The 24,031-nt window shown below is 73.9% G+C and carries 22 protein-coding genes; 15 read left to right on the top strand and 7 right to left on the bottom strand.

Going from position 1 to position 24,031, the window contains the following annotated elements; translation table 11 throughout:
- The first annotated feature begins 154 nt into the window (after positions 1-154).
- The 5 genes from AC07FV_RS12535 to mug all read left to right on the top strand — a co-directional run bounded on the left by AC07FV_RS12535 (position 155) and on the right by mug (position 5,453).
- Complete coding sequence (locus tag AC07FV_RS12535; RefSeq protein WP_479086784.1) at positions 155-1,501, top strand: hemolysin family protein; 1,347 nt, start codon at positions 155-157, stop codon at positions 1,499-1,501.
- Entirely contained in the window at positions 1,498-2,511 is a 1,014-nt protein-coding gene (locus AC07FV_RS12530; RefSeq protein ID WP_479086782.1) for a hemolysin family protein, read from the top strand. Before AC07FV_RS12535 ends, AC07FV_RS12530 begins: the two co-directional genes overlap by 4 nt.
- A gap of 68 nt (positions 2,512-2,579) precedes the next feature.
- Positions 2,580-3,359, top strand: a complete 780-nt coding sequence (locus AC07FV_RS12525) for an SGNH/GDSL hydrolase family protein (protein WP_383637255.1) — start codon at positions 2,580-2,582, stop codon at positions 3,357-3,359.
- 103 nt (positions 3,360-3,462) lie between these two features.
- Positions 3,463-4,905, top strand: coding sequence for an adenylosuccinate lyase (purB, locus tag AC07FV_RS12520; RefSeq protein WP_384690877.1), 1,443 nt, complete (start codon positions 3,463-3,465; stop codon positions 4,903-4,905).
- The gene (mug, locus tag AC07FV_RS12515) at positions 4,902-5,453 is read left to right on the top strand and encodes a G/U mismatch-specific DNA glycosylase (protein WP_479087355.1); all 552 of its coding nucleotides are present in this window, start codon (positions 4,902-4,904) and stop codon (positions 5,451-5,453) included. Before purB ends, mug begins: the two co-directional genes overlap by 4 nt.
- A 7-nt stretch (positions 5,454-5,460) precedes the next feature.
- On the opposite strand, the gene AC07FV_RS12510 is transcribed toward mug, so the two are convergent.
- The 3 genes from AC07FV_RS12510 to AC07FV_RS12500 are packed head-to-tail and all read right to left on the bottom strand — an operon-like array spanning position 5,461 to position 7,607.
- Positions 5,461-5,901: a hypothetical protein gene (locus AC07FV_RS12510; RefSeq protein ID WP_479086780.1), complete on the bottom strand. Its 441-nt coding sequence runs from the start codon at positions 5,899-5,901 to the stop codon at positions 5,461-5,463.
- A gap of 57 nt (positions 5,902-5,958) precedes the next feature.
- Positions 5,959-6,684, bottom strand: a complete 726-nt coding sequence (locus tag AC07FV_RS12505; RefSeq protein ID WP_479086779.1) for an ABC transporter permease — start codon at positions 6,682-6,684, stop codon at positions 5,959-5,961.
- 2 nt (positions 6,685-6,686) lie between these two features.
- Positions 6,687-7,607 carry an ABC transporter ATP-binding protein gene (locus AC07FV_RS12500; protein ID WP_479086777.1) on the bottom strand — a complete coding sequence of 307 codons (921 nt, stop codon included), beginning with the start codon at positions 7,605-7,607 and terminating at the stop codon, positions 6,687-6,689.
- A gap of 107 nt (positions 7,608-7,714) precedes the next feature.
- Here AC07FV_RS12500 and AC07FV_RS12495 point away from each other — a divergent pair, with 107 nt between their 5' ends.
- From AC07FV_RS12495 to AC07FV_RS12485, 3 genes are all read left to right on the top strand, one after another.
- Entirely contained in the window at positions 7,715-8,872 is a 1,158-nt protein-coding gene (locus AC07FV_RS12495; protein WP_479086775.1) for a sensor histidine kinase, read from the top strand.
- A gap of 14 nt (positions 8,873-8,886) precedes the next feature.
- Entirely contained in the window at positions 8,887-9,549 is a 663-nt protein-coding gene (locus AC07FV_RS12490) for a response regulator transcription factor (protein WP_479086774.1), read from the top strand.
- A gap of 99 nt (positions 9,550-9,648) precedes the next feature.
- Positions 9,649-10,803, top strand: a complete 1,155-nt coding sequence (locus AC07FV_RS12485; RefSeq protein WP_479086772.1) for an ROK family transcriptional regulator — start codon at positions 9,649-9,651, stop codon at positions 10,801-10,803.
- 72 nt (positions 10,804-10,875) lie between these two features.
- Here the strand turns inward: AC07FV_RS12485 and AC07FV_RS12480 are convergent, their stop codons facing one another.
- Together AC07FV_RS12480 and AC07FV_RS12475 are read right to left on the bottom strand one after the other, a co-directional pair.
- Positions 10,876-11,637: a GntR family transcriptional regulator gene (locus tag AC07FV_RS12480; protein WP_479086770.1), complete on the bottom strand. Its 762-nt coding sequence runs from the start codon at positions 11,635-11,637 to the stop codon at positions 10,876-10,878.
- Positions 11,638-11,811: 174 nt separating this feature from the next.
- Positions 11,812-12,699 (bottom strand): RNA polymerase sigma-70 factor, encoded by an 888-nt coding sequence (locus AC07FV_RS12475; protein ID WP_479086768.1) that lies wholly within the window; start codon positions 12,697-12,699, stop codon positions 11,812-11,814.
- 208 nt (positions 12,700-12,907) lie between these two features.
- Between AC07FV_RS12475 and AC07FV_RS12470 the strand changes: the two genes are divergently transcribed.
- The 5 genes from AC07FV_RS12470 (at position 12,908) to AC07FV_RS12450 (ending at position 19,462) form a co-directional block, all read left to right on the top strand.
- Complete coding sequence (locus AC07FV_RS12470; RefSeq protein ID WP_479086766.1) at positions 12,908-13,786, top strand: alpha/beta fold hydrolase; 879 nt, start codon at positions 12,908-12,910, stop codon at positions 13,784-13,786.
- 171 nt (positions 13,787-13,957) lie between these two features.
- Positions 13,958-14,482 carry an RNA polymerase sigma factor gene (locus AC07FV_RS12465; RefSeq protein ID WP_479086764.1) on the top strand — a complete coding sequence of 175 codons (525 nt, stop codon included), beginning with the start codon at positions 13,958-13,960 and terminating at the stop codon, positions 14,480-14,482.
- A 147-nt stretch (positions 14,483-14,629) separates the two neighbouring features.
- Complete coding sequence (gene pdxR / locus AC07FV_RS12460; protein ID WP_479086763.1) at positions 14,630-16,144, top strand: MocR-like pyridoxine biosynthesis transcription factor PdxR; 1,515 nt, start codon at positions 14,630-14,632, stop codon at positions 16,142-16,144.
- A 165-nt stretch (positions 16,145-16,309) separates the two neighbouring features.
- A complete protein-coding gene (locus tag AC07FV_RS12455) occupies positions 16,310-17,896 on the top strand; it encodes an alkaline phosphatase D family protein (RefSeq protein WP_479086761.1) in 1,587 nt (528 codons plus the stop codon).
- Positions 17,897-18,106: 210 nt separating this feature from the next.
- Positions 18,107-19,462, top strand: a complete 1,356-nt coding sequence (locus AC07FV_RS12450) for a GNAT family N-acetyltransferase (RefSeq protein WP_479086759.1) — start codon at positions 18,107-18,109, stop codon at positions 19,460-19,462.
- A 46-nt stretch (positions 19,463-19,508) separates the two neighbouring features.
- Here AC07FV_RS12450 and AC07FV_RS12445 read toward each other — a convergent pair whose 3' ends face one another.
- Positions 19,509-20,732: a trans-sulfuration enzyme family protein gene (locus AC07FV_RS12445; protein ID WP_479086757.1), complete on the bottom strand. Its 1,224-nt coding sequence runs from the start codon at positions 20,730-20,732 to the stop codon at positions 19,509-19,511.
- Between the two features lie 60 nt (positions 20,733-20,792).
- Between AC07FV_RS12445 and AC07FV_RS12440 the strand changes: the two genes are divergently transcribed.
- Positions 20,793-21,293, top strand: a complete 501-nt coding sequence (locus AC07FV_RS12440) for an Lrp/AsnC family transcriptional regulator (RefSeq protein ID WP_479086755.1) — start codon at positions 20,793-20,795, stop codon at positions 21,291-21,293.
- A gap of 78 nt (positions 21,294-21,371) precedes the next feature.
- Positions 21,372-23,060, top strand: a complete 1,689-nt coding sequence (locus AC07FV_RS12435; RefSeq protein WP_479086753.1) for a DUF885 domain-containing protein — start codon at positions 21,372-21,374, stop codon at positions 23,058-23,060.
- A gap of 19 nt (positions 23,061-23,079) precedes the next feature.
- Here the strand turns inward: AC07FV_RS12435 and AC07FV_RS12430 are convergent, their stop codons facing one another.
- Positions 23,080-23,925 (bottom strand): SDR family oxidoreductase, encoded by an 846-nt coding sequence (locus AC07FV_RS12430; RefSeq protein WP_479086751.1) that lies wholly within the window; start codon positions 23,923-23,925, stop codon positions 23,080-23,082.
- Positions 23,926-24,031 lie beyond the last annotated feature (106 nt).

The raw sequence follows: 24,031 nt of genomic DNA, 5'->3' as shown, positions 1-24,031 counted from the left end.
GCGGCCCACGCGGCTCCCCCGCCGGCGCCTGCCCAGGTGTCCCGCCCGGCTTCTCCCCCGGCGCCTCCTCCGGTCCGTCCTTCGGTGCCTCCACCGGCGCACGACATCGCGCACACCGGCACGTCCTGGCCGATCATGGGTGCGAGGTGACCCGATGACCGAAGTGCTCCTGCTGCTGGTGGCGATCCTGCTCTCGCTGGCCTGCGGCGCCTTCGTCGCGGCGGAGTTCTCGCTGACCACGGTCGAGCGCGGCGAACTGGAGCGGGCCGCGGAGCGCGGGGAGCGGGGTGCCGCGAGCGCGCTGAAGGCCGTGCGGAACCTGACCTTCCAGCTCTCCGGGGCCCAGCTCGGCATCACCGTCACCAACCTCGTGGTGGGCATGCTCGCCGAGCCCTCCGTGGCCGCGCTGATCTCCGGCCCGCTGGAGAGCGCGGGCATGTCGGGCTCCGCGGCCTCGTCACTGGCGCTGGTACTGGGCACCGCGCTGTCGACGCTCGTCCTGATGATCGTCGGCGAGCTGGTGCCGAAGAACTGGGCGATCTCCTCACCGCTGGCCGTCGCCAGGCGGGTGGGAGGCCCGCAGCGCTGGTTCAGCGCGGCCTTCCGGCCCTTCATCACGCATCTGAACAACACCGCCAACCGGATCGTCCGCCGCTTCGGCGTGGAGCCCGCCGAGGAGCTGGCGTCCGCGCGCGGCCCCCAGGAGCTGGCGGCGCTCGCCCGGCACTCGGCCAAGGCGGGGGCACTGGAGGCGGACACCGCCGAACTGTTCGTGCGCACGCTGAACCTGGCCGACCTGACGGCGGGGAACGTGATGACCCCGCGTGTGCAGGTCATCGCCCTCGACTCCCGCGCGACCTGCGAGGACGTGGCGAACGCGACGCGGGCGACGGGGCTGTCCCGGTTCCCCGTCTACCGGGAGACCCTCGACGCCGTGGTGGGGACCGCCCACGTCAAGGACGTCCTCGCCGTGCCCGCCGAGCAGCGGCCCGCCATCCCGGTCGCCGACCTCATGCGCGAGCCGCTGCTCGTCCCCGAGTCGCTGACGGTCGACCGGCTGCTGGACCGGCTCTCGGGCCGGCGCACGATGGCCGTGGTGATCGACGAGTACGGCGGGACCGCGGGCGTGGCCACGCTGGAGGACATCGTCGAGGAGGTCGTCGGCGAGGTGCGCGACGAGCACGATCCGCACGAGACGCCCGAACTGGACCCGGCCGGTACCGACGAGCGTGGTCACGCCCTGTACTGGGCCGACGGCGCGGCGCGCGTCGACCGGCTGGCGCGTCTGGGGCTCCGGGTGCCCGACGGGCCGTACGAGACGGTCGCCGGGCTGGTCGCGGCCGAGCTGGGACGCATCCCCGCCGTGGGGGACGCGGTGGAGGTCGCCGGCTGGGGACTGGAGGTCGTGGACGCCACGGGACGCCGGGCCGCCCGGGTGCTGCTGCACGCGCCGCTCGACACGGCATCCGCGACCGGCGAGGACGGGGAGGCCGCACGATGACCGCCGTACAACTGCTGATCGGTCTGGCGACGCTCGTCGTCAACGCGTTCTTCGTGGGCGCCGAGTTCGCGTTGATCTCGGTGCGGCGCAGCCAGGTGGAGCCCTACGCCGAGGAGGGGGACCGGCGGGCGAAGAGCGTGCTGTGGGGGCTGGAGCACGTGTCGGCGCTGATGGCGGCGGCCCAGCTCGGCATCACCCTGTGCACGCTGGTCCTCGGCGTCGTCGCGGAACCGGCGATCGCGCACCTGCTGGAGCCGCTGTTCCACGCCGTGGGCCTGCCGTCGGGCGTGGGGCACGCGGTCTCCTTCGCGATCGCCCTGTCGCTGGCGACGTACCTGCACATGCTGCTCGGCGAGATGGTGCCCAAGAACATCGCCCTGGCCGAACCGGTGCGCAGCGCGCTGCTGCTCGGACCGCCCCTGGTGGCGCTGTCCCGGGCGCTGCGTCCGGTGATCTTCACCGTCAACGCCTTCGCGAACGCCCTGCTCAAACTGCTCAGGGTCGAGGCCAAGGACGAGGTGTCGGCGACCTTCACGGACGCGGAACTGGCCGAGATCGTGAAGGACGCCAGTGAGGCCGGGCTGATCGACGACCGGGCCCAGGAGCGGCTGCACGACGCTCTGGAGCTGGGCCGGCGGCCGGTGCGGGACGTGGTGCTGCCCCTGGAGAAGGTCGTCCACGCGCGCGTGGGCATCACCCCGGAGCAGTTGGAGCGGCTGTCGGCCCGGTCCGGCTTCTCCCGGTTCCCGGTGGTGGACGACGGGCGGCGGATCGTCGGCTACCTGCACGTGAAGGACGCCCTGGACGCCTCGCCGCGGGACCTGCCCTTCCGGCTGCCGGAGATGCGGCCCATCGCACGGGTGCGGGAGAGCACGCCGCTGGACGACGTGCTCACCGCCATGCGGCGCAGCCGGACGCACCTGGCCGCGGTGCTCGGGTCCGACGGACGGCTGGCCGGGTTGGTGACCATGGAGGACGTGCTGCGGGAACTGTTCGGGCAGCGGACCTGAACGGAAGGGCGACAGCACGGAGGCCGACCGACCGGCGGGTATGTGCAGGGGCTACCATTTCTGTCGCCATGCAGACGAACCCCACCCACACCAGCCTCGTCGCCGTCGGCGACTCCTTCACCGAGGGCATGTCGGACCTGCTGCCGGACGGCTCCTACCGGGGCTGGGCCGACATCCTCGCGGCGCGGATGGCCGCCCGCTCCCCCGGTTTCCGGTACGCGAACCTCGCGGTGCGCGGGAAGCTGATCGGACAGATCGTCGACGAGCAGGTCGACGTCGCGGCGGCCATGGGCGCCGACGTGATCACGCTGGTCGGCGGGCTCAACGACACCCTGCGGCCCAAGTGCGACATGGCCCGGGTGCGGGACCTGCTGACGCAGGCCGTGGAAGGGCTGGCCCCGCACTGCAAGCAGCTGGTGCTGATGCGCAGCCCGGGTCGGCAGGGGCCGGTGCTGGACCGGTTCCGGCCGCGCATGGAGGCGCTGTTCGCGATCATCGACGACCTGGCCGCGGAGCACGACGCCGTCGTCGTCGACCTGTACGGGGCCCGGTCGCTGGCCGACCCGCGGCTGTGGGACGTGGACCGGCTGCACCTGACCGCCGACGGGCACCGCCGGGTGGCGGAGGCGGTGTGGCAGTCCCTCGGCTACGAGCCGGAGGACCCCGACTGGCACGCGCCGGTGCCCGAGACGCCGCCGCCGGGCTGGATCATGCGGCGGACGGCGGACGTGCGGTTCGCCCGGCAGCACCTGCTGCCCTGGATAGGCCGCAGGCTGACCGGCCGGTCCTCCGGCGACGGCCTGCCGGCCAAGCGCCCGGAGCTGCTGCCCTACGAGGACCTGGCATGACCCCGCGCGGGCCCGCTCCGCACCCGCCCGGACGGCCTTCGTAGCTTCCGACGAACAACCCCGCGGCGCTGGCCTGCACGAATCGCCAGTAGAATCCGTACACGTGACTTCCGCTCCCGCCAAGCCCCGCATCCCGAACGTCCTCGCCGGACGCTACGCCTCCGCCGAGCTCGCCACGCTCTGGTCGCCCGAGCAGAAGGTGAAGCTCGAGCGGCAGCTCTGGCTCGCCGTGCTGCGGGCCCAGAAGGACCTCGGCATCGAGGTGCCGGACGCCGCGCTCGCCGACTACGAACGCGTCCTCGACCAGGTGGACCTCGCCTCGATCGCCGAGCGCGAGAAGGTCACGCGGCACGACGTGAAGGCGCGGATCGAGGAGTTCAACGACCTCGCCGGGCACGAGCACGTGCACAAGGGCATGACCTCCCGCGACCTGACGGAGAACGTCGAGCAGCTCCAGATCCGGCTCTCGCTGGAGCTGATCCGCGACCGCTCGGTGGCCGTCCTGGCCCGGCTGGGCAAGCTGTCCGGCGAGTACGCCGAGCTGGTCATGGCCGGCCGCTCCCACAACGTCGCCGCGCAGGCCACGACGCTGGGCAAGCGTTTCGCCACCGCCGCCGACGAGCTGCTCGTGGCGTACGGCCGGGTGGAGGAGCTGCTCGGCCGGTACCCGCTGCGCGGCATCAAGGGCCCGGTGGGCACCGCCCAGGACATGCTGGACCTGCTCGGCGGCGACGCGGGCAAGCTCGCCGATCTGGAGCAGCGGATCGCGACGCACCTCGGTTTCTCCCAGGCCTTCACCTCGGTCGGTCAGGTCTACCCGCGTTCGCTGGACTACGAGGTCGTCACCACGCTGGTCCAGCTGGCCGCGGCGCCCTCCTCGCTGGCGAAGACCGTGCGGCTGATGGCCGGGCACGAGCTGGTCACCGAGGGTTTCAAGCCCGGCCAGGTCGGCTCCTCGGCGATGCCGCACAAGATGAACACCCGCTCCTGCGAGCGCGTCAACGGCCTGATGGTGATCCTGCGCGGCTACGCCTCGATGACCGGCGAGCTGGCCGGCGACCAGTGGAACGAGGGCGACGTGTCCTGCTCGGTGGTGCGCCGGGTGGCGCTCCCCGACGCGTTCTTCGCGCTGGACGGACTGCTGGAGACCTTCCTGACCGTGCTCGACGAGTTCGGTGCCTTCCCGGCCGTCGTCGCCCGGGAGCTGGACCGCTACCTGCCCTTCCTGGCCACCACCAAGGTCCTGATGGGCGCGGTGCGGGCCGGTGTCGGCCGCGAGGTCGCGCACGAGGCGATCAAGGAGAACGCCGTCGCCTCCGCCCTGGCCATGCGCGAGCAGGGCGCGGAGCGCAACGAGCTGCTCGACAAGCTGGCCGCCGACGAGCGCATCCCGCTGGACCGCGCCGCGCTGGACGCGCTGATGGCCGACAAGCTCTCCTTCACCGGCGCCGCGGCCGACCAGGTCGGCGTCGTCGTCGGCCGCATCGAGGAGATCGTCAAGCAGCACCCGGCCGCCGCGGGCTACACCCCCGGAGCGATCCTCTGACGCGCTTCACCCGCGCCGAACTGGAGGCCGCCCGCGACCGTCTCGTACCGGACGTCGTCGCGGACGGCCTCCGCGTGCTGTTCTGCGGGATCAACCCCGGTCTGATGACGGCCGTCACGGGCCACCACTTCGCCCGCCCCGGCAACCGCTTCTGGCCGGTGCTGCATCTGTCCGGGTTCACACCCCGGCTGCTGAAGCCGTCGGAGCAGGGCCTGCTGCCGTCGTACGGGCTCGGCATCACGAACGTCGTCGCGCGGGCCAGCGCGCGGGCGGACGAGCTGACGGCCGAGGAGTACCGGGAGGGCGGTCGGCTGCTGGCGCTGAAGGTGGCGCGGTTGCGGCCGCGCTGGCTGGCCGTCGTCGGAGTGACCGCCTACCGCGCGGCCTTCGACGACCGCAAGGCGCAGGTGGGCCCGCAGACCAGGACCTTCGGGGACACCCGGGTATGGGTGCTGCCCAATCCCAGCGGGCTCAACGCGCACTGGACGGCCCAGACGATGGCAGAGGAGTTCGCGCGGCTGCGGGTCGTGGCGGAGGCGGAGGAGTAGTCCGGGATCACGGGGGTGCCTCCCGCGTGACGACGGCCAGCAGCCGCACCTCGTCCGCCTCGTCCCGGTCGGCGACGGCGACCGCGACCCAGCGCCCGGTGCCCGCCACCTCCCAGAGGTGGGCGACGCGGGCGAGGGCGCTCAGCTCCGCCCACGGCTCGGGTATCTCCTCGCGCTCGCTCCGCAGCAGGACCGTCAGCAGGTTCCAGGGGTCCGTCTCCCCCCAACGGAGGCTGAGGCGCTCGTACAGCGCGTCCCGGTCCTTCTCGAACTGCTCCACCGTCACCGCCCGCTCCGCCGGGTCGCCGTCGGGCAGGCCGTGGCTGCTCTCCAGCACCGCCGTGAAGTGGCCGGGCCCCGCCGTGCCCCCGTCCGACCGGCCGTGCTCCGCCGGGAAGGGCCGGAAGCACAGCTCGTCGACGAGGGCGATGTGCCGGGCGATGTCCATGCCGTCCAGTAAACCGGCCGCCACTGACAATTGGCGGGGCGTCAGTCACGGGCGGCGTCAGGCGTCCCGGCCGCGCAGCCGCCAGGCTCCCGCGAGGAGGGCCGCCGCGGTCCACAGCGCCGTCACCGCGAGTCCCGCCCAGGGGCCCGGAGTTCCGTCGTGCGTCTCGTACAGGACGACCTGGCCGGCCTTGTCCGGCAGGAAGTCGGTGACACCGCCCGCGGCGTCCCCGATCACGAAGGAGACGATCAGGATGAACGGGATCAGGGTGGACAGGGTGGCCACGCCGCTGCGGAACAGGGCGGTGAGGCCGGCCGCGAGCAGGGCCATCAGCATGAGGTAGACACCGCAGCCCACCACTCCGCGCGCCTGTTCGCCCGCGGTGAGCCCGTCCGCCGCCGGACCGAGCCCCACCCGGGCCGCGACGAGGGCGGCGAACGCGGTGAGCAGCCCCACCGCGAGGACCGGTACGGCGACGACGACGAGCTTCGCCGCGAACCACCGCCCGCGCCGCGGCACCGCCGCCAGGGAGAGCCGGATCCCGTTGCGCTGGTACTCGGAGGAGACGGCCATGGCGCCGAAGGCGACGGCGGCGATCTGGCCGGGCATGACCCCGGACAGGGCCGTGAACAGCGGGTCGAACTCCGGGTCCGAGGTCTCGGAGACCCCCGCCAGCGCGGAGAAGGCGGTGGTGCAGGCGAACACGGCCAGCAGCGTGCCGCACAACGAGCGCAGGGTGCGCACCTTGAGCGCCTCGGAGCGGAGTACGGGTACGAAGTGCACGGTCAGGCCTCCTGGGGCTGTGCGGTGAACTCGGTCTCGGTGGCCGTCAGGTCGAGGTAGGCCTGTTCCAAGGTGCCTTCCGCCGGGCTCAGTTCGAGGATCGGGATGCCGGCGGCGGACATGACGCGGCCGATGTCGTCCACGCGTGCGTGCGGCACGGTCCAGTACCCGTCGGGGCCTGCCGACGCCTCGTGCCCGTGCCGGGCGAGGGCGGCGTGGAGCGCGGTGGCGTCCGAGGTCCGGACCCGGACGCCGGGCTGCACACGCGCGTCGATGAACTCCCGCATCGGGGTGTCGGCGAGCAGTCGGCCCCGCCCGAGGACGACCAGGTGGTCGGCGAAGGACGCGGTCTCGTTCATCAGGTGACTGGAGACCAGGACCGTACGCCCCTCGCCCGCGAGGCGGCGCAGCAGCTCGCGGATCCAGATGATGCCCTCCGGGTCCAGACCGTTCGAGGGTTCGTCCAGCATCACCACCCCGGGATCGCCCAGCAGCGCGGCGGCGATGCCGAGCCGCTGGCGCATCCCCAGGGAGTACGTCTTCACCCGGCGGCGGGCCACCGAGGCGATGCCGGTCTCCTCCAGCACCTCGTCGACCCGGCGCACGGGAAGGCGGTTGCTCGCCGCGAGGACCCGCAGGTGGTCCCGGCCGGTGCGGGAGCCGTGGGCGGCGTCCGCGTCGAGGAGGGCGCCCACGTGCCGCAGCGGCTCGTCGAGAGCGGCGTAGGGGCGTCCGCCGACGGTCGCGGTGCCGGAGGCCGGGCGGTCGAGGCCGAGGACCAGGCGCATGGTGGTGGACTTCCCGGCGCCGTTGGGGCCGAGGAAGCCGGTGACGCGGCCGGGGCGGACGGTGAAGGTGAGGTCGTCGACGGCTCGTCGGGTGCCGTACTCCTTGGTGAGGTTCTGGACGTGGATGCTGGTCATGGCATCAGCGTGCCGGTCAGCGCGGGGGCGGGTCCTCCCCCGGTGGTGGAGTCCGTCTCCCCCGTGCGGGGGAGCCGGGTGTCAGTGGCGGCTGGCACGATGAGGGAATGGTCCGCTTTCTGCACCCGCTGGTCCGGGGGGCTACTTACACACGGCTCGTGTACCTGTGGGTGCCGATGCTGGTCGTGAGCGTGTGGGCGCTCATCGACGACACCGCCATGTGGGTGCCGGCGGCCCTGTTGCTTCCGGTGGGTCTCGTTCCGGCGGTGCGCACCGGCGAAGGCGTGCAGGCCCGGTGGCTCCTCACCCCCGGACAGGACGACGAGGGCTTCTCGGTGGCCCCTTCGGCGACCTGGCGTGACCGGCTGCGGACGGTGGTGTGGCTGGAAGGGCGCCTGCTCCTGGGTCTGTTGACCGCGGGCGCCTGCGTCTGGCTGCCGATCCTCACCGTGGAACTGGTCCGGCTCGCCGCGGGGCACCGCGTCGACGACATCCCGGTGCTGCGGGACGCCGCGTCGCACTGGGCCTACGCCCTCCTCGCGCCGCTCCCCCTCCTCGCCCTGTACGGCGCCGTGGTCGGCCTCGGCCTCCTGGCGACGGCGGGGGCCCGCGCGCTGCTCGGTCCCTCCGCCACCGAGCGCCTGGCCGCCCTGGAGGAACGCACCGACCAGCTCCTGGAGCGCACCCGCATCGCCCGCGAGCTGCACGACTCCATAGGCCACGCCCTGACCGTCGCCGTCGTGCAGGCGGGGGCCGCCCGCACGGCGAACCGTCCCGAGTTCACCGACCGGGCCCTGACCGCGATCGAGGAGACCGGCCGGGCCGCGCTGGAGGATCTGGAGCGGGTGCTCGGCGTGCTGCGGGAGACGGAGCGGCCGCTGAGCGCCAGACCGACGCTCGCCGACGCCGACCGTCTGCTGGAGTCCGCCCGCGCCTCCGGGGCGACGATCGACTCCCAGGTCACGGGGCCGGTGGAGACCCTGCCGGGTCCCGTCTCCCGGGAGGGCTACCGCATCCTCCAGGAGGCGCTGACCAATGTGCTGCGGCACGCGGGCGCGGTGCCGGCGCGGGTCAGTGTGGCGGTGACGGGCGGGGCCCTGACGCTGGAGGTGCGCAATCCCCTGCCGGACGACAGGGCCGCGTCCCCGCGCGGCAGCGGGCTGCGCGGTATCGGCGAGCGGGCCGCGCTGCTGGGCGGGCACGCGCACACGGGACCGGACGGCGACGGCGACTGGCGGGTGCGGGTCGAGCTGCCGACCGGCTGATCTACGCTGGGCGAATGCCGGTCAGAGTGCTCCTCGTCGACGACGAACCCCTCGTACGCGCGGGTCTGCGGGCCGTGCTGGAGGCGCAGCCGGACATCGAGGTGGTCGGGGAGGCGGCCGACGGGGCGGCGGTCATCCCGCTGGTGCGGCAGGTGCGGCCGGACGTGGTGGCCATGGACGTCCGGATGCCGCTGCTGGACGGTATCGGGGCCACCCGCGCGCTGCTGCGGACGGTGGCCGACCCGCCGAAGATCCTCGTGGTGACGACCTTCGAGAACGACGAGTACGTCTACGAGGCGCTGCGCGCCGGCGCCGACGGGTTCCTGCTGAAGCGGGCCCGGCCCGCCGAGATCGTGCACGCGGTACGACTGATCGCCGAGGGCGAGTCGCTGCTGTTCCCGGCCTCGGTGCGGCAGCTCGCCGCCGAGTACGGCGACGCCGGCGGCGACCGCGCTGCCCGCGCGGAGCTGACGCGCGCTCAGCTCACCGAGCGGGAGGGCGAGGTGCTGCGGCTGATGGCGCGCGGGTTGTCGAACGCGGAGATCGCCGCCCGGCTGGTCGTCGGCACGGAGACGGTGAAGTCGCACGTGAGCGCGGTACTGGCCAAGCTGGGTGCGCGGGACCGCACCCAGGCGGTGATCACGGCGTACGAGTCGGGGTTCGTCGCGCCCGGCTGAGGCAACCCGCCCGTGATGACCTCACGGACCGGCACTCGCCGGGGTGGACCGGGCCGAGTACGATCCGGCCAACACGCGCACGAGCTGGGAGGACGGACGTTGGGAGGGCTGACCGGCGGGGATCCGTCGCTGCTGCGGAGGATCAACTCCGCTGTGGTGCTGCACGCGTTGCGTGCCACGGACTGCGCGACGCTGACCGAGATCACCCGGGTGACGGGCCTGTCCCGGCCGACCGTCGAGGGTGTCGTCGAAGGGCTGATCGAGGCCGGTCTCGTCGTCGAGGCGGCCGCCGACGAGGGCACGGCCCGGCGGCAGGGCCGTCCGGCCCGGCGCTTCCGGTTCCGGGCGGAGGCCGGGCACCTGCTCGGTCTGGAGATCGGGCCGCACCGCGTCGCCGCGCTCCTGTCCGGTCTGGACGGCCGGGTGATCGGCGCGCAGGCCAAGGAAGTCGACGAGACGGCTTCGGCGGACGAGCGGCTGGAGCGGCTGCGCACGGCGGTCGCCGAGCTGTTGCGCCGGGCCGGGGTCGCCCGCGGTTCGCTGCGGGCCGTGGGCGCCGCCACGCCGGGGATCGTCGAGGCGGACGGCACGGTGCGGCTGAGCACCGCGCTCCCCGAGTGGACGGGGCTGCGCCTGGGCGAGCGGCTGAGCCGTTCCTTCAAGTGTCCGGTGCTGGTCGAGAACGACGCGAACGCGGCGGCCGTCGCCGAGCACTGGAAGGGCGTGGCCACCGAGTCCGACGACGTCGTGTTCGTGCTGGCCGGGCTGAGTCCGGGGGCCGGGGCGCTGATCGGCGGGCGGCTGCACCGGGGGTACGGCGGGGCGGCCGGTGAGATCGGCGCGCTGCACCTGCTGGGTCGCGGGGTGACGCCGGAGACGCTGCTGTCCACGACGGACCAGCCGCTGCATCCGCTGGACGAGCAGGCGGTCGCGAGGGTGTTCGCCGAGGCGCGTGAGGGCGACGCGCGGGCCCGCGCGGCCGTCGAGCGTTTCCTCCAGCGGCTGGTGCACGACGTGGCGGCGCTGGTGCTGGCGCTCGACCCCGAGCTGGTCGTCATCGGCGGCTGGGCGGCCGGCCTCGACGGCGTGCTGGAGCCGCTGCGGCAGGAGCTGGCACGTTATTGCCTGCGCCCGCCGAAGGTGGCCCTCTCGCTGCTCGGAGAGGCAGCCGTGGCCACGGGTTCGCTGCGGCTGGCGCTCGACCACGTGGAGGAGCAGCTGTTCGCCGTCGAGGGCGCGACGGCCCGCCGCTGACCCGGGCCGGTGCGCCGGCGAGGGCACCGGCCGGGCCGGACCCGATCGGCGGCGGATCGACCCGGACCGGCGTCAGCAGGCCTGGGTCTGCGGGCCGTGGTGTATCTCGACGTCGCCGGAGTCCCCGAAGGTCAGCCGGCAGGTGTCCGCGCGGTAGGTGGCGACGGAGAGCGCGGCGGTGCGGCCCTCGGTGAGATAGCGGGTGGTGACCACGAGGACGGGCGCTCCCGGCAGCCGGTCCAGCTCCTTGGCGTCGTCGGCGCCGGCCGATCCCAGTTCCACGGCGCTCTCCTGCCCGTCCAGTTCGCCGCGCTGCAACTCGCGCAGCACGGCACGGGCGCGTGCGGCGCCGGAGGGCGCGTCGATGGCGGTGAGGTCGGGCACCGAGGACGGCGCGATGTAGAGCAGCTCGGCCGCGACGGGCAGGCCGTGCGTCCCGCGGGAACGGCGCACGGTGTGCACCGGCTCGTCCCGTCCGGTGCCCAGGGCGTCGGCGACGGCCGCGGGCGGTGCGGCGAGGACGCAGTCGGCGGGCTGCCAGACGTCGTCGGCCGCTCCGGGCCAGTCGTGCCGCCGGGTGCCGACGGCCACGCCGACGCGCGGCGGGGCGACGGTCGTGCCGACGCCGCGTCGACGCTGGAGCCTGCCCTCCAGTTCGAGTTGCTCCAGGGCCTGGCGGAGCGTGGCGCGGGCCACGCCGAAGCGGGCGGCGAGGTCGCGCTCGTTGGGCAGCACCTCGCCCACCGAGAACTCCGTGTCCAGGGCCTGGCCGAGCAGGTTCCTGAGATGCCAGTACTTCGGCTCCGGTACCGGTTCCAACTGCGTGGTCCCCACCCTGTCCTCCGCAATCGCCGTGGTCCGGCGGCGTTTTGACGCCCTTGTTTATTAAAGGTTGTTGCAGTTCTCTGCGACCATAAAACGGCCCACACCCTTGGTCAAGACCAATCCGGTGAACAGCACGACGGAGCCCCCGCCGCGGGACGGGGGCTCGGGCGGGGCAGGAGGCGGCTAACCCAGGGCGGCCAGGGAGCGCAGCTTGTCGGGGTTTCGGATGATGTAGACCGACTGGATGCGGCCGTCCGCCACGTCCAACTGGAAGACGCAGTCGGGTTCGCTCCCGGACAGCACCAGCAGCGCCGGGCCTCCGTTGAGTTCCAGGAAGTGGAACGAGACGTCCGGGACTCCCTTCCGCGCGGCCCCGAGCAGGAAGCGGGCCACCTTGCCGGAGGTCTCCACGACGCGCAGCGGTGCCCTGGCCCTGCCGCCGCTGTCGCCCACCAGCCGCACGTCCGGCGCGAGCAGCGTCATCAGCCCGTCGAGATCACCCTCGGTCGCCGCCGCGAGGAAGCGCTCGGTGAGGTCCCGACGCTGCGCGGGGTCGACCTCGTAGCGGGGCCGCCGTTCGTCCACGTGCCTGCGGGCCCGCCCGGCCAGCTGGCGCACGGCCGCCTCGCCGCGCTCCAGCATGGCGGCGATCTCGGCGTACGGGTAGCCGAACGCCTCCCTCAGGACGAACACCGCCCGCTCCAGCGGCGACAGCGACTCCAGGACCACGAGGACGGCGAGGGACACGGAGTCGGCGAGCACGGCCCGCTCCTCGGTGTCCGCGACGACGTCCCCGAAGTCGGTGACACAGGGCTCGGGCAGCCAGGGCCCGACGTACGTCTCGCCCCGCGACTTGATCTGCCGCAGCCGGTCGATGGCGACCCGGGTGGTGATCCGCACCAGGTAGCCGCGCGGCTCGCGGACACCGGACCGGTCGGCACCGGACCAGCGCAGCCAGGCCTCCTGGACCACGTCCTCGGCGTCCGCCAGCCGACCCAGCATGCGGTAGGCGACCCCCAGGAGGACCGGGCGGTGCGCTTCGAAGACATCGGTGGCGGTGTCGGCGGTCACCGCTCCATCCCAGCGGACGCGCCTCGCCGTGTCCAGGCGGAACCGCCCGCCGCAGGAGAGGTTCCGGGCGGTTCCGGGCGAAGGGGCGACACTGAGGGCTACCCGTCGGTAGCCACTACTGACAGTCTGTCTACGCAACCGGTCCGTCCATGCAACGCCGCCATCGCCCACGCGGTCCCGCAGACGCGTGATCCCGACAAGGAGCCCCATGTCCGCAACGCTCTCCTTCACGGCCCCCACCGAGCACGGCCCCCAGGACGTCACCCTGTCCTACACGCGCGCGGGCGCCGGCGAGCCGCTGCTCCTCCTGCACGGCATCGGCCACCACCGGCAGGCCTGGGACCCGGTGGTCGACATCCTCGCGACCGAGCGCGACGTGATCGCCGTGGACCTGCCGGGATTCGGCCAGTCCTCCGCGCTGCCGCAGGGGCTCCCGCACGACCTGCCGACGACGACCGCGGTGCTCGGCGCGTTCTGCACGGCGCTGGGCGTGGACCGGCCGCACGTGGCGGGCAACTCCCTGGGCGGTCTGCTGGCCTTGGAACTGGGCCGGGAGAACCTGGTGCGGTCGGTGACGACCCTCTCCCCGGCCGGCTTCTGGACGCAGACCGAACGGCGCTACGCCTTCGGCGTGCTGACGGGCATGCGCCGGGCCGCTCGCGCCCTGCCGCTCCCCCTCGTCGAGCGGTTGTCCCGGACGGCGGCCGGCCGCACCGCCCTGACCAGCACGATCTATGCCCGTCCGGCGCGCCGCTCGCCCGAGGCCGTGGTCGCCGAGACGCTCGCCCTCGCCCGGGCCGAAGGCTTCGCCGAGACGCTCCGGGCGGGGCGCACCGTGCTCTTCGCCGACGACGTCCCCGGCGTCCCCGTCACCGTGGCATGGGGTGCCCGGGACCGGTTGCTGCTGCCCCGGCAGGGTCTCCGCGCCAAGCGGGTCATCCCGCGGGCTCGGCTGGTGCGCCTGCCCGGCTGCGGTCACGTACCGATGAACGACGACCCGGCACTGGTCGCCCGCGTCCTGCTGGACGGCAGCCGCAGCCGGCCGGCCGGGACCGTGGGCACCTCGCTGCGCGCGGTCTCCTCGTAGCGCGTCCGCAGGCGGGCGGCCGCGGCCGCCCGCGGCGATGCCCCTCCGGCGGGGACAGGCATTCCGGTTTGCCACTCCAGACGCTCGGGTAGGAAAGGGCCCTGGCCGACCACGGGAAAGTCGGCCTGGGTTTCCCTTGCTTCACCGAGAGACGACGGGCCGCAATCCGACATGACGCACCATTCCCTCTTCCCCTCGCCCGCTGAATCACCCTGGGAAGAAATCCTCCAGCATCGAGAACGCCTCATGCGCCTGGTCCGGCGAAGACTGCCGAGCCTTCAGGACGCCGAGGACTGCGTTCAGGAGACCATCGTCCGCACGGCCGCCCACGCCGCGCTGGACCGGAATCGACTCGGCGCCTTCCTGACCTCCGTGGCGCTCCGCCTCTGCATCGACTTCCATCGTGACCTGGAACGTCGCCGCAGACTCCTCCGCCGTGCGGCGCTCGCCGACACCCCCGGCCCGGGCGAGGAGGACGTCTGCGACGAGGACTTCGGCAGATGGCTGCTCGGCCAGGTCCGGCATCTTCGGGGGCGGGAGCAGGAAATCATACTCGCCCGCGCCACAGGCATATCCACCGCGGAATTCGCCCGTCTGCACAATATTTCGCTGAAGGCGGCAGAGGCCGCGTTCACCAGGGGGCGTGCACGACTGAGAAAAGCGTGCTCGAAGACTTTGGGAGAAAGCCCCCGATAGCATTCGTCAGCACATTCGGGATATCTGCGCCCCGCTCGGCCCGGTCGGCCCGGTGATTGCCGCCTCGGCGATATCCGGTGCCGACGGGCCCCACTCCTCGTAGGGTGAGGGTGATCGGGCGCGGATGATTCTCGGGGGACTGCTTTCATGACGCCAGCGCCGACCGGCCCGGGCGGCCGACCGGATTTCACCCACGGCAGCACGACCAAGGCCGGTGGCACGACCGGGGCCGGTGACACGACCGGGACCGGTGGCGAGACCGGGACCGCCGCCTGGGAGTTGCTGCTGCCCGCCGCCTCGGCGCCGGCCCGGGCGCGCGGCCGCGCGCTCCAGGCCGCGTTGCGGGACGCGGTCCGCTCGGGGCGGCTCACGCCCGGCACCCGCCTGCCGTCGAGCCGGGACCTCGCGGCCGACCTCGGGGTGTCGCGAGGACTGGTGACCGAGGCGTACGAACAACTCACCGCCGAGGGCTACCTGCGCAGCGGGCGCGGCGCGGGGACCTGGGTGGGCGACGCCGTACGGGCCGCCCGGCCCCGGGCGCGGGACCTCGCCCCGCGCGCGCCGGGCGACCACACCGACTTCGTGCCGGGGACGCCGGATCTGTCGCTCTTCCCCCGTGCGGCCTGGGCCGCCGCACAGCGGGGCGTGCTGGCGGAGCTGCCGCACGAGAACCTCGGCTACCCCGACCCGCGCGGACTGCCGCGGCTGCGGACCGCGCTGGCCGAACTGCTCTCGCGGCGCCGGGGCGTGGTGGCCGACCCGGAGCGGATCATGGTCGTCTCCGGGGTGGCGCAGGCGACGGCCCTGCTCGCGAGCGTGTTGCGGGCGCGCGGGACGCGTACCGCCGGCGTCGAGGACCCCGGCAGTCCTCAGCACGACGCCCTGTACGCGTCGGCGGGTGTGCGCACCGTGCCGCTGCCCCTGGACGGCGAGGGGCTCGCCGTCGGCCCGCTGCGCGCTTCGGGCGTGCGCTGCGTCGTGACGACTCCGGCCCACCAGTTCCCGACCGGGATCGCCTACTCCGCGAGGCGGCGCGCCGAACTGCTGGACTGGGCGCGGTCCGTGGACGGCCTCGTCGTGGAGGACGACTACGACGGTGACTTCCGCTACGACCGCGCTCCCGTGGGTGCCCTCCAGGGGCTCGACCCGGAACGCGTCGCCTACACGGGCTCGGTCAGCAAGTCCCTGGCGCCGGGGCTGCGGCTGGGCTGGCTGCTGGTTCCCGAGTGGCTCGCGGAGGACGCCGTCCAGCGCAAACGCACCACCGACCTCGGACATCCGGCCCTCGACCAGGCCGTCTTCGCCCGCTTCGTGGAACGCGGCGACTACGACCGTCAACTGCGGTCGTGCCAGCGCGCCTACCGCGAGCGGCGCGACGCCCTGGTCGCCGCGCTGGGCGAGCACTTCCCCGGCTCGCGGGTCTCCGGCATCGCCGCCGGCCTGCACGCCATCGCCGCGCTCCCCGAGCGCTACGGCCCCGAGGAGCGCTTCCTCGCGCGGGCGAGGGAGGCCGGGATCGCGGTGCGTGCGCTGACGGAGTACGGACACGGGGCGGGCGGCGACGAGGCGGCGGAGAAGGAGGTGCGGCTGGTGCTGGGGTACGCGCACCTGACGCCGGGGCGCGTCCGGGCGGGGGTGGAACGGATGGCGCGGGCCGTGTGAGACGGGCCGCGTCCCGACGAGTACCGCGCGGGGCGCGGCCGGGCGATCCCGCGTGGGCGGGCGGCTGTTCACCCGGAATTTCCGTGGTCGCCGCGCCGCACCAGTAGGTCTGGCTCTGCACACCGGCCGCAGCGCCGGCCGGTTCCCGTCCCTGGAGGCGTATCCATGTCACACCGTCCGTCGCCCGGTCGCCGCAGCGTGCTGCGCGGCTCCCTCGCCGCGTCCGCGGCCCTCACCCTGCCCACGGCCCTCGGGTCCGCGCCGGCGTTCGCCCGTTCCGGCCGGCCGGCGGCGGGGTGGGGCGTGCAGACCGGGGACGTGACCTCCCACTCCGGTCTCGTGTGGGTGCGGTCCGACCGGCCGGCCCGGATGATCGTGGAGACGTCCGCGACCGAGTCGTTCCGCAACCCGCGCAGATGGCGCGGCCCGCTGCTCGGGGCCGGCACCGACTTCACCGGCACGACCAGCCTGACCGGTCTGCCGCCCGGCGAGCAGATCCACTACCGCGTGCTCCTCGCCGACCCGGACGACCCGCGCCGCACCGGCGAGCCGGTCCCCGGCACCTTCCGCACGGTGCCGGTGCGCCGGCGCAGGGGAACGCGGTTCGTGTGGTCGGGCGACCTGGCCGGCCAGGGCTGGGGCATCAACCCCGACCTCGGCGGCTACCGCATCTTCGACGCGATGGGCGCCCTGGACCCGGACTTCTTCCTGTGCAGCGGCGACACCATCTACGCCGACGGCCCCATCGCCCAGGCGGCCGCGCTGCCCGACGGCGGTACCTGGCGGAACATCACCACCGAGGAGAAGTCGAAGGTCGCCGAGACCCTCGCGGAGTTCCGCGGCAACTTCCGCTACAACCTGCTCGACGAGAACCTGCGGCGCTTCAACGCCCGGGTCCCCTCCGTCATCCAGTGGGACGACCACGAGGTGCGCAACAACTGGTACCCGGGACAGGTGATCGCGGACACGGACGCCCGCTACACCGAGAAGAGCGTCGACGTCCTGGCCGCCCGGGCCCGGCGCGCGTTCGGTGAGTACTTCCCGATCTCCACCCTCCGCCCCGGCGCCCGGGAGGGACGCGTGCACCGGGTGCTGCGCCAGGGGCCGCTGCTGGACGTGTTCGTGCTGGACATGCGGACCTACCGCAACGCCAACTCCCCCGGCGATCAGAGCGTCGACCCGCAGGGCATCCTGGGCCGCGAGCAGTTGGAGTGGCTCAAGCGTGAGCTGTCCCGCTCGCGGGCGGTGTGGAAGGTGATCGCCGCCGACATGCCGATCGGCCTGATCGTGCCCGACACCTCCGAGGGCGGCGCGAACGTCGAGGCGGTGGCGCAGGGCGACCCGGGCGCGCCGCTGGGCCGCGAGTTGCAGATCGCCGAACTGCTCCGGTTCGTCAAGCACCGGCGGATCACCGGCACGGTGTGGCTGACGGCGGACGTGCACCACACGTCGGCGCAGCACTACCAGCCCTCACGGGCCGCCTTCACCGACTTCGAGCCGTTCTGGGAGTTCGTGTCCGGACCGCTCAACGCGGGTGCCTTCCCGGCCAGCGCCCTCGACGGCACCTTCGGCCCCGAGAGGGTCTTCGTGAAGGCGCCGACCGCGTCGAACGTCTCACCCGCGGGCGGCTACCAGTTCTTCGGAGAGGTCGACATCGACGGCGACACCGCCGAGATGACGGTCCGGCTGCGCGAGCAGGACGGCACGGTGCTGTTCACGAAGGTGCTCCGGCCGGGCCGGGTCGGCCAGTAGCCCCGCAGGTCGCGCAGGTCCCGTAACCTGTCAGGTGTGCCGCGCATCGGCGTCATCCCCCGGTGCGCGGCCGGGAGTTGCCGTCCGGCACGGGGAGAGCCGCGGCTCCGCCCTCCTCGTAAAAGTGCAACAAATGCCCCAGAGGCACTCTTTACCCGTCTGTCACGGGGCGTTCGCGATCACGCAACACCCCTCCTCCACAGTGGCTGCATGAGTCGATACCTGTCCGACCTGACGACGACCGCCGCACCCCTGATGGAGCACGGCCCCGCGGTGCCCGCCCTGCTCGTGGCCTCGGTGGCGGCCCTGGCCGCCACGGCGGGCGTCCGCACCTGGCGGTCAAGGCGCCCCGGACACGCCCCGCCGCCGGACGATACCGGCGCCCGGCCGCCGTCCGCGGCACGGCCGGCCGGGTCGCCGGAGGCCGGGACGACGTCCCTCCCCGGCCCCGACTCCGGTGGCCGGGCCACGGACAGCGCGCTGTGGCGGATGCGGACGACGGTGCGGGACGCCCCCGGGTCGCTGGCCCGGTTGTGCGCGGCCCTCGCCGGCCGGCGGATCGACATCCTCAGCCTCCAGACGCACCCGCTGGCCGACGGCACGGTGGACGAGTTCCTGCTCCGCGCCCCGGGCGAGCTGACCGGCTCGGAGCTGTCCGACCTGGTGTCGGCGGCCGGCGGAACCGAGACCTGGACCGAACGGGCGGACGCGCACGACCTGGTGGACGCGCCCGCCCGGATACTGGGGCTGGCCACCCGCACCGCCCTGGACACCGCGGAACTCCCCCTCGCGCTGCGGCAGTTGCTGGGCCGCTGCACCATCCGGTCGCTGCCCGCGCCGCTCGGGGGGCGCCCGTCGGAGGCGGTGCCTCCGGAGGGCGTACTGGAGGACACCGTGCTGCGGCTGCGCGCGCCGGAGGGCGGGACGATCAGCGTGGAGCGGCCGTACCTGCCGTTCACGCCCGCCGAGTTCGCCCGGGCCCGGGCACTGGTGGAGCTGGACGCCCGGCTCGGTCCGCGGGTCCCGCGCGGCCGGGACGTACTGACGCTGCCCGAGGGGAGCGACATCACGGTCCGCCGCGCCCACCCGCGTGACCTGGCGGCGGCGAAGGCGATGCACGAGCGGTGCTCGTCCACGACCGTCGGGATGCGGTACCACGGCCCGGTCGCTGACGCCGACCGCTATCTGGCCCACCTGCTCAGCCCGCGCTTCGGCCGGACGCTCGCCGTGCAGACCGCCTCGGGGCGGATCGTCGCGCTGGGGCACCTGCTGTGGGACGGGGACGAGACGGAGGTCGCGCTGCTCGTGGAGGACGCGTGGCAGCGCAGGGGCATCGGCGGTGAGCTGCTCCGCAGGCTCGTGGGGATGGCCGCGGAGACCGGCTGCGAGAGTGTGTACGCCGTGACGCAGGCGTCCAACACCGGCATGGTCGCCGCCATGCGGGGCCTGGGCCTCCCCCTCGACTACCAGATCGAGGAGGGGACCCTCGTCGTCACGGCCCGCCTGGACGCCGCGGCCCGGGCGGCGGCGCGGCTGCCGCACGGCGAGCGCATCGGCCGGGAGTGAGCGGGCGGGAGTGAGTGGGCGGGCGGGCGGCGGCCCGCCCCCGTGGTCACTCGGCAGGTGCCAGCGCCTCCCGCAGGGGGATCGCCCCCGCCACCCGCTCCCCCAGCGCGTGGTCCAGGTCGGCCCACAGGTCGTCCACGTCCTCCAGGCCGACCGACAGCCGCAGCAGCCGGTCCCCCACCCCGGCGTCCCGGCGGTCGTCGGCGTCGACGATGCGGTGGCTGATGGACGCCGGGTGCTGGATCAGCGTGTCGACGCTGCCGAGGCTCACCGCCGGGGTGATCAGGCGGACCCGGGCGATGACCTCGTGCGGGTCGCCGTGGATCTCGAAGGAGACCATCGCGCCGCCGATCCGCGGGTAGTGGACGCGGGCCACGCGCGGGTCGGCGGCGAGCCGCTCGACCAGTACCGCCGCGTTGGCGGAGGCGGCCCGCACCCGCACGGGCAGGGTGGACAGCCCGCGCAGCAGGAGGTATCCGGCCAGCGGGTGCAGAACGCCCCCCGTGGCGAACCGCACCTGCCGCAGCCGGCCGGCGAACTCCTCGTCGCAGGCCACGACACCGGCCAGCACGTCCCCGTGCCCGCCGAGGTACTTGGTGGCGCTGTGCAGCACCAGCCGGGCGCCCTGCTCGGCGGGGCGCTGGAGCACGGGCGTGGCGAAGGTGTTGTCCACCAGCAGCGGAACTGTCCCGCAGGCGTGGGCGACGGCCCGCAGGTCCACCTCGGCCAGGGTGGGATTGGCGGGCGACTCCACGAGCACCAGACCGGTGTCCGGACGCAGCGCGTCGGCGATGCCCGCCGGGTCGGTCCAGGTGACCTCCGAGCCCAGCAGGCCGGCGGTCAGCAGGTGGTCGCTGCACCCGTACAGGGGCCGTACGGCCACTACGTGCCGCAGTCCCATCGAGGCGCGGACCAGCAGGACCGCGGTCAGCGCGGCCATCCCGCTGGCGAAGGCGACGGCGGCCTCGGTGCCCTCCAGCCGGGCCAGCGCCGTCTCGAAACGGGCGACGGTGGGGTTGCCGAGACGGCCGTAGACCGGCGGGCCCTCAGGATCGGCGCCGGTGGTGGCGAAGGCGTCGATGCGGGCCGCCTCACCGCGGCTGTCGTACGACGGGTAGGTCGTGGACAGGTCGATGGGCGGGGCGTGCAGTCCCCGGCCCGCGAGGTCGTCGCGGCCGGCGTGCACCGCCTCGGTGGCCAGTGCCCTGCCCGGGTGCGGGGCGGTGCGTACGTCGTGGGGTGATGACGTGGGCGTGCGAGCGGAGTCCATGGGCGCAAGGGTGAACACCGAACGGGTCGGCAGGGGCAGTGACCGTGCTACGTTCGGCCCATGACCGAGTCCGTCGAACTGGATCCGGTGGATCTCCAGCTGCTGCGGCTGTTGCAGAACGACGCCCGGACCACCTACCGCGACCTCGCCGCCCAGGTCGGCGTCGCCCCGTCGACCTGTCTGGACCGGGTGGCCAGGCTGCGGCGGGCCGGAGTGATCCTCGGCCACCGGCTCGAACTGGACCCGGCGAAGCTGGGGCGCGGGCTCCAGGCGCTGCTGTCGGTGCAGGTGCGCCCGCACCGCCGGGAGCTGGTGGGCCCGTTCGTGGACCGGATCAGGGCCCTTCCCGAGTCGCGCACCGTCTTCCACCTCACCGGTCCCGACGACTACCTGGTCCATGTCGCGGTCGCCGACATGGCGGATCTCCAGCGGCTGGTCCTGGACGAGTTCACGTCCCGGCGGGAGGTGGCCCGGGTCGAGACGCGGCTGATCTTCCAGCAGTGGGAGTGCGGCCCTCTGCTGCCGCCCTCCGCGCCCTCCGCGCCCCCCGCCACGCCGTGAGCGAAATCCGGCCGCCCGCGCCACCGGGCCTGCCGGAGCGGGCTGACGCGGCACCGGTATCCGTACGAGGATGTCCGCATGTCAGAGACCAAGAGCCCGCTGCCCCGCGAGGTCGCCGACGCCTACGTCGACGACCTCATCGCCCTCGACCCGGTCACCGGTACGTACCTCGGCGCGCAGGAGAGTTCCAGCCGTCTGCCCGATCTCTCGCCCGCGGGGCAGGAGGCTCTCGCGGAGCTGGCGCGGACCACGCTCGCCCGGCTGGACGAGGCGGAGCGCCGGCCCGGCGGGGACAGTGACGTGGAGCGTCGCTGCGCCCGGCTGCTGCGCGAGCGCCTCACCGCCGAACTCGCCGTGCACGAGGCGGAGGAGGGCCTGCGCTCGGTCGGCAACCTGGGCACCGCCGTGCACGGGGTGCGCGAGGTCTTCACGGTGACGCCGACGGGGACGGACGAGGACTGGGCCCGGATCGCCGAGCGGCTGCGCGCGGTGCCCGCGACGCTCGCGGGCTACCGCGAGTCCCTGTCGCTGGGTCTGGAGCGCAAGCTGTACGCCTCGCCGCGGCCGACCGCCACCTTCGTCGACCAGCTCGGCGAGTGGGCCGACACGGGGGAGGGCCGCGGCTGGTTCGAGGACTTCGCGTCCACCGGCCCCGAGGCGCTGCGCGCGGAACTGGACGAGGCGGCCGGGGCGGCGACGGCGGCCGTGGTCCGGCTGCGGGACTGGATGCGCGAGGTGTACGCGCCGACGATCGCGGGGGCCCCGGACACCGTCGGCCGCGAGCGCTACGCCCGCTGGTCGCGCTACTACAACGGCACCGACCTGGACCTGGACGAGGCGTACGCGTACGGCTGGGCCGAGTACCACCGGCTGCTCGCCGAGATGAAGCGGGAGGCGGAGAAGATCCTGCCGGGCGCCGAGACGCCCTGGGTGGCGCTGGCGCACCTGGACCAGCACGGCAGGCACATCGAGGGCGTCGACGAGGTCCGCGCGTGGCTCCAGGGCCTGATGGACCGGGCCATCGAGTCGCTGGACGGCACCCACTTCGAACTCGCCGAGCGGGTGCGGAAGGTGGAGTCGCACATCGCACCGCCGGGCAGCGCCGCGGCCCCCTACTACACGCCTCCGTCGGAGGACTTCTCGCGCCCCGGCCGCACCTGGCTGCCGACGATGGGCCTGACCCGCTTCCCGGTCTACGACCTGGTCTCCACCTGGTACCACGAGGGCGTGCCCGGCCATCACCTCCAGCTCGCCCAGTGGGCGCACGTCGCCGAGGACCTCTCGCGCTACCAGGCCTCGGTCGGCATGGTCAGCGCCAACGCCGAGGGCTGGGCGCTGTACGCGGAGCGGCTCATGGACGAGCTGGGCTTCCTCACGGACGCCGAGCAGCGCCTCGGTTACCTGGACGCGCAGATGATGCGGGCCGCCCGGGTCATCGTGGACATCGGCATGCACCTGGAGCTGGAGATCCCGGCCGACTCGCCGTTCCACCCGGGCGAGCGCTGGACGCCGGAGCTGGCCCAGGAGTTCTTCGGCGCGCACAGCAGCCGCCCGGCGGACTTCGTGGAGAGCGAGCTGACCCGGTACCTGACGATCCCGGGCCAGGCGATCGGCTACAAGCTCGGTGAACGGGCGTGGCTGCTGGGCCGGGAGAACGCGCGCGAGCGCCGCGGTGCCTCCTTCGACCTCAAGGCCTGGCACATGGCCGCCCTCTCGCAGGGCTCGCTGGGGCTGGACGACCTGGTGGACGAGCTGTCCCGGCTCTGAGCGCGCCTACGGCACCGGCTCACCGCCGGAAGCCGCCCTCCGAGTCGACGACCTGACCGGTGACCCACTCCGCCTCGTCCGTGGCGAGCCACGCGACGAGGCGGGCCGGGTCGTCGGGCATGCCCCACCGTCCGGAGGGGAAGAGCGCGGCGATGGCCTCGTAGTCCTCGCCGGTCATGTAGCCGGTGTCCACGGGGCCCGGGTTGACGGCGTTCACGGTGACGGCGTTGTCGGCGAGCGCCGTCGACAGGGAGCGTGTGACGGAGGCGAGGGCGCCCTTCTGCAGGGCGTAGGCGATCTCGCCGGGCATGCCGCCCGCGATGTCCTGACCGGAGGTCATCAGCACGACGCGTCCGCCGGGCGTGCGGGGCGGCAGCTCGGCGCGCAGCCGGGCGAAGCCCTGCACCAGCAGCAGCACCGAGCGGGTGTCGACCCGCCAGTGCGCGTCGAGCACGGCCGCGTCGATGGTGTCGAGGGTGCCGTCGGAGCCGCTGAGCGCGTGGTTGGCGACCAGGATGTCCAGCCGTCCGCCGAGCGCCCCGGCGGCGGTGGCGAGGAGTTCGGCCGGCGCCTCGGGGTCGGAGAGGTCGCCGGGACCGGCGACGACGGTGGCGTCCGGGTCGCCGAGGGCGGCGCGTACGGAGGCGACCACCTCCTCGGGCCGGTCGGCACCCCAGGGCATGGCGGCGTCGTGCGGGACGTGGTGGTGCAGGTAGACGCTTGCTCCGTACGCGGCGAGCCGCCGGGCCACGGCGTGGCCGATGCCGCCGCGTCGGCTGGCTCCGGTGACGAGGGCGGTCCGGCCGCGCAGGGGCAGGGGGTCGCGGCGCAGTCCTTCGGGGGTCGGCTGGGGAATTCGTGGCATGGGCAACCATGATGGGCGGTCCGCCTACGGCGCGCACGCCGATTTCGCCCCGTCGGCACGGGCGGCCCCGGGGTGGTCACCGGTCGGCTCCTCCGTCGGCCTCCCG

This window comes from Streptomyces sp. NPDC045956, assembly GCF_056430705.1.
This window is presented reverse-complemented; position numbering and strand designations above follow the sequence as displayed.

What these genes read in the sequence shown, in the direction of transcription:
- AC07FV_RS12535 (WP_479086784.1), top strand. Translation starts at nt 155, where the DNA reads ATGACCGAAGTGCTCCTGCTGCTGGTGGCGATCCTGCTCTCGCTGGCC.
- AC07FV_RS12530 (WP_479086782.1), top strand. Translation starts at nt 1,498, where the DNA reads ATGACCGCCGTACAACTGCTGATCGGTCTGGCGACGCTCGTCGTCAAC.
- AC07FV_RS12525 (WP_383637255.1), top strand. Translation starts at nt 2,580, where the DNA reads ATGCAGACGAACCCCACCCACACCAGCCTCGTCGCCGTCGGCGACTCC.
- AC07FV_RS12510 (WP_479086780.1), bottom strand. Translation starts at nt 5,901, where the DNA reads ATGGACATCGCCCGGCACATCGCCCTCGTCGACGAGCTGTGCTTCCGG.
- AC07FV_RS12500 (WP_479086777.1), bottom strand. Translation starts at nt 7,607, where the DNA reads ATGACCAGCATCCACGTCCAGAACCTCACCAAGGAGTACGGCACCCGA.
- AC07FV_RS12495 (WP_479086775.1), top strand. Translation starts at nt 7,715, where the DNA reads ATGGTCCGCTTTCTGCACCCGCTGGTCCGGGGGGCTACTTACACACGG.
- AC07FV_RS12490 (WP_479086774.1), top strand. Translation starts at nt 8,887, where the DNA reads ATGCCGGTCAGAGTGCTCCTCGTCGACGACGAACCCCTCGTACGCGCG.
- AC07FV_RS12470 (WP_479086766.1), top strand. Translation starts at nt 12,908, where the DNA reads ATGTCCGCAACGCTCTCCTTCACGGCCCCCACCGAGCACGGCCCCCAG.
- AC07FV_RS12465 (WP_479086764.1), top strand. Translation starts at nt 13,958, where the DNA reads ATGACGCACCATTCCCTCTTCCCCTCGCCCGCTGAATCACCCTGGGAA.
- pdxR (WP_479086763.1), top strand. Translation starts at nt 14,630, where the DNA reads ATGACGCCAGCGCCGACCGGCCCGGGCGGCCGACCGGATTTCACCCAC.
- AC07FV_RS12455 (WP_479086761.1), top strand. Translation starts at nt 16,310, where the DNA reads ATGTCACACCGTCCGTCGCCCGGTCGCCGCAGCGTGCTGCGCGGCTCC.
- AC07FV_RS12450 (WP_479086759.1), top strand. Translation starts at nt 18,107, where the DNA reads ATGAGTCGATACCTGTCCGACCTGACGACGACCGCCGCACCCCTGATG.
- AC07FV_RS12445 (WP_479086757.1), bottom strand. Translation starts at nt 20,732, where the DNA reads ATGGACTCCGCTCGCACGCCCACGTCATCACCCCACGACGTACGCACC.
- AC07FV_RS12440 (WP_479086755.1), top strand. Translation starts at nt 20,793, where the DNA reads ATGACCGAGTCCGTCGAACTGGATCCGGTGGATCTCCAGCTGCTGCGG.
- AC07FV_RS12435 (WP_479086753.1), top strand. Translation starts at nt 21,372, where the DNA reads ATGTCAGAGACCAAGAGCCCGCTGCCCCGCGAGGTCGCCGACGCCTAC.
- AC07FV_RS12430 (WP_479086751.1), bottom strand. Translation starts at nt 23,925, where the DNA reads ATGCCACGAATTCCCCAGCCGACCCCCGAAGGACTGCGCCGCGACCCC.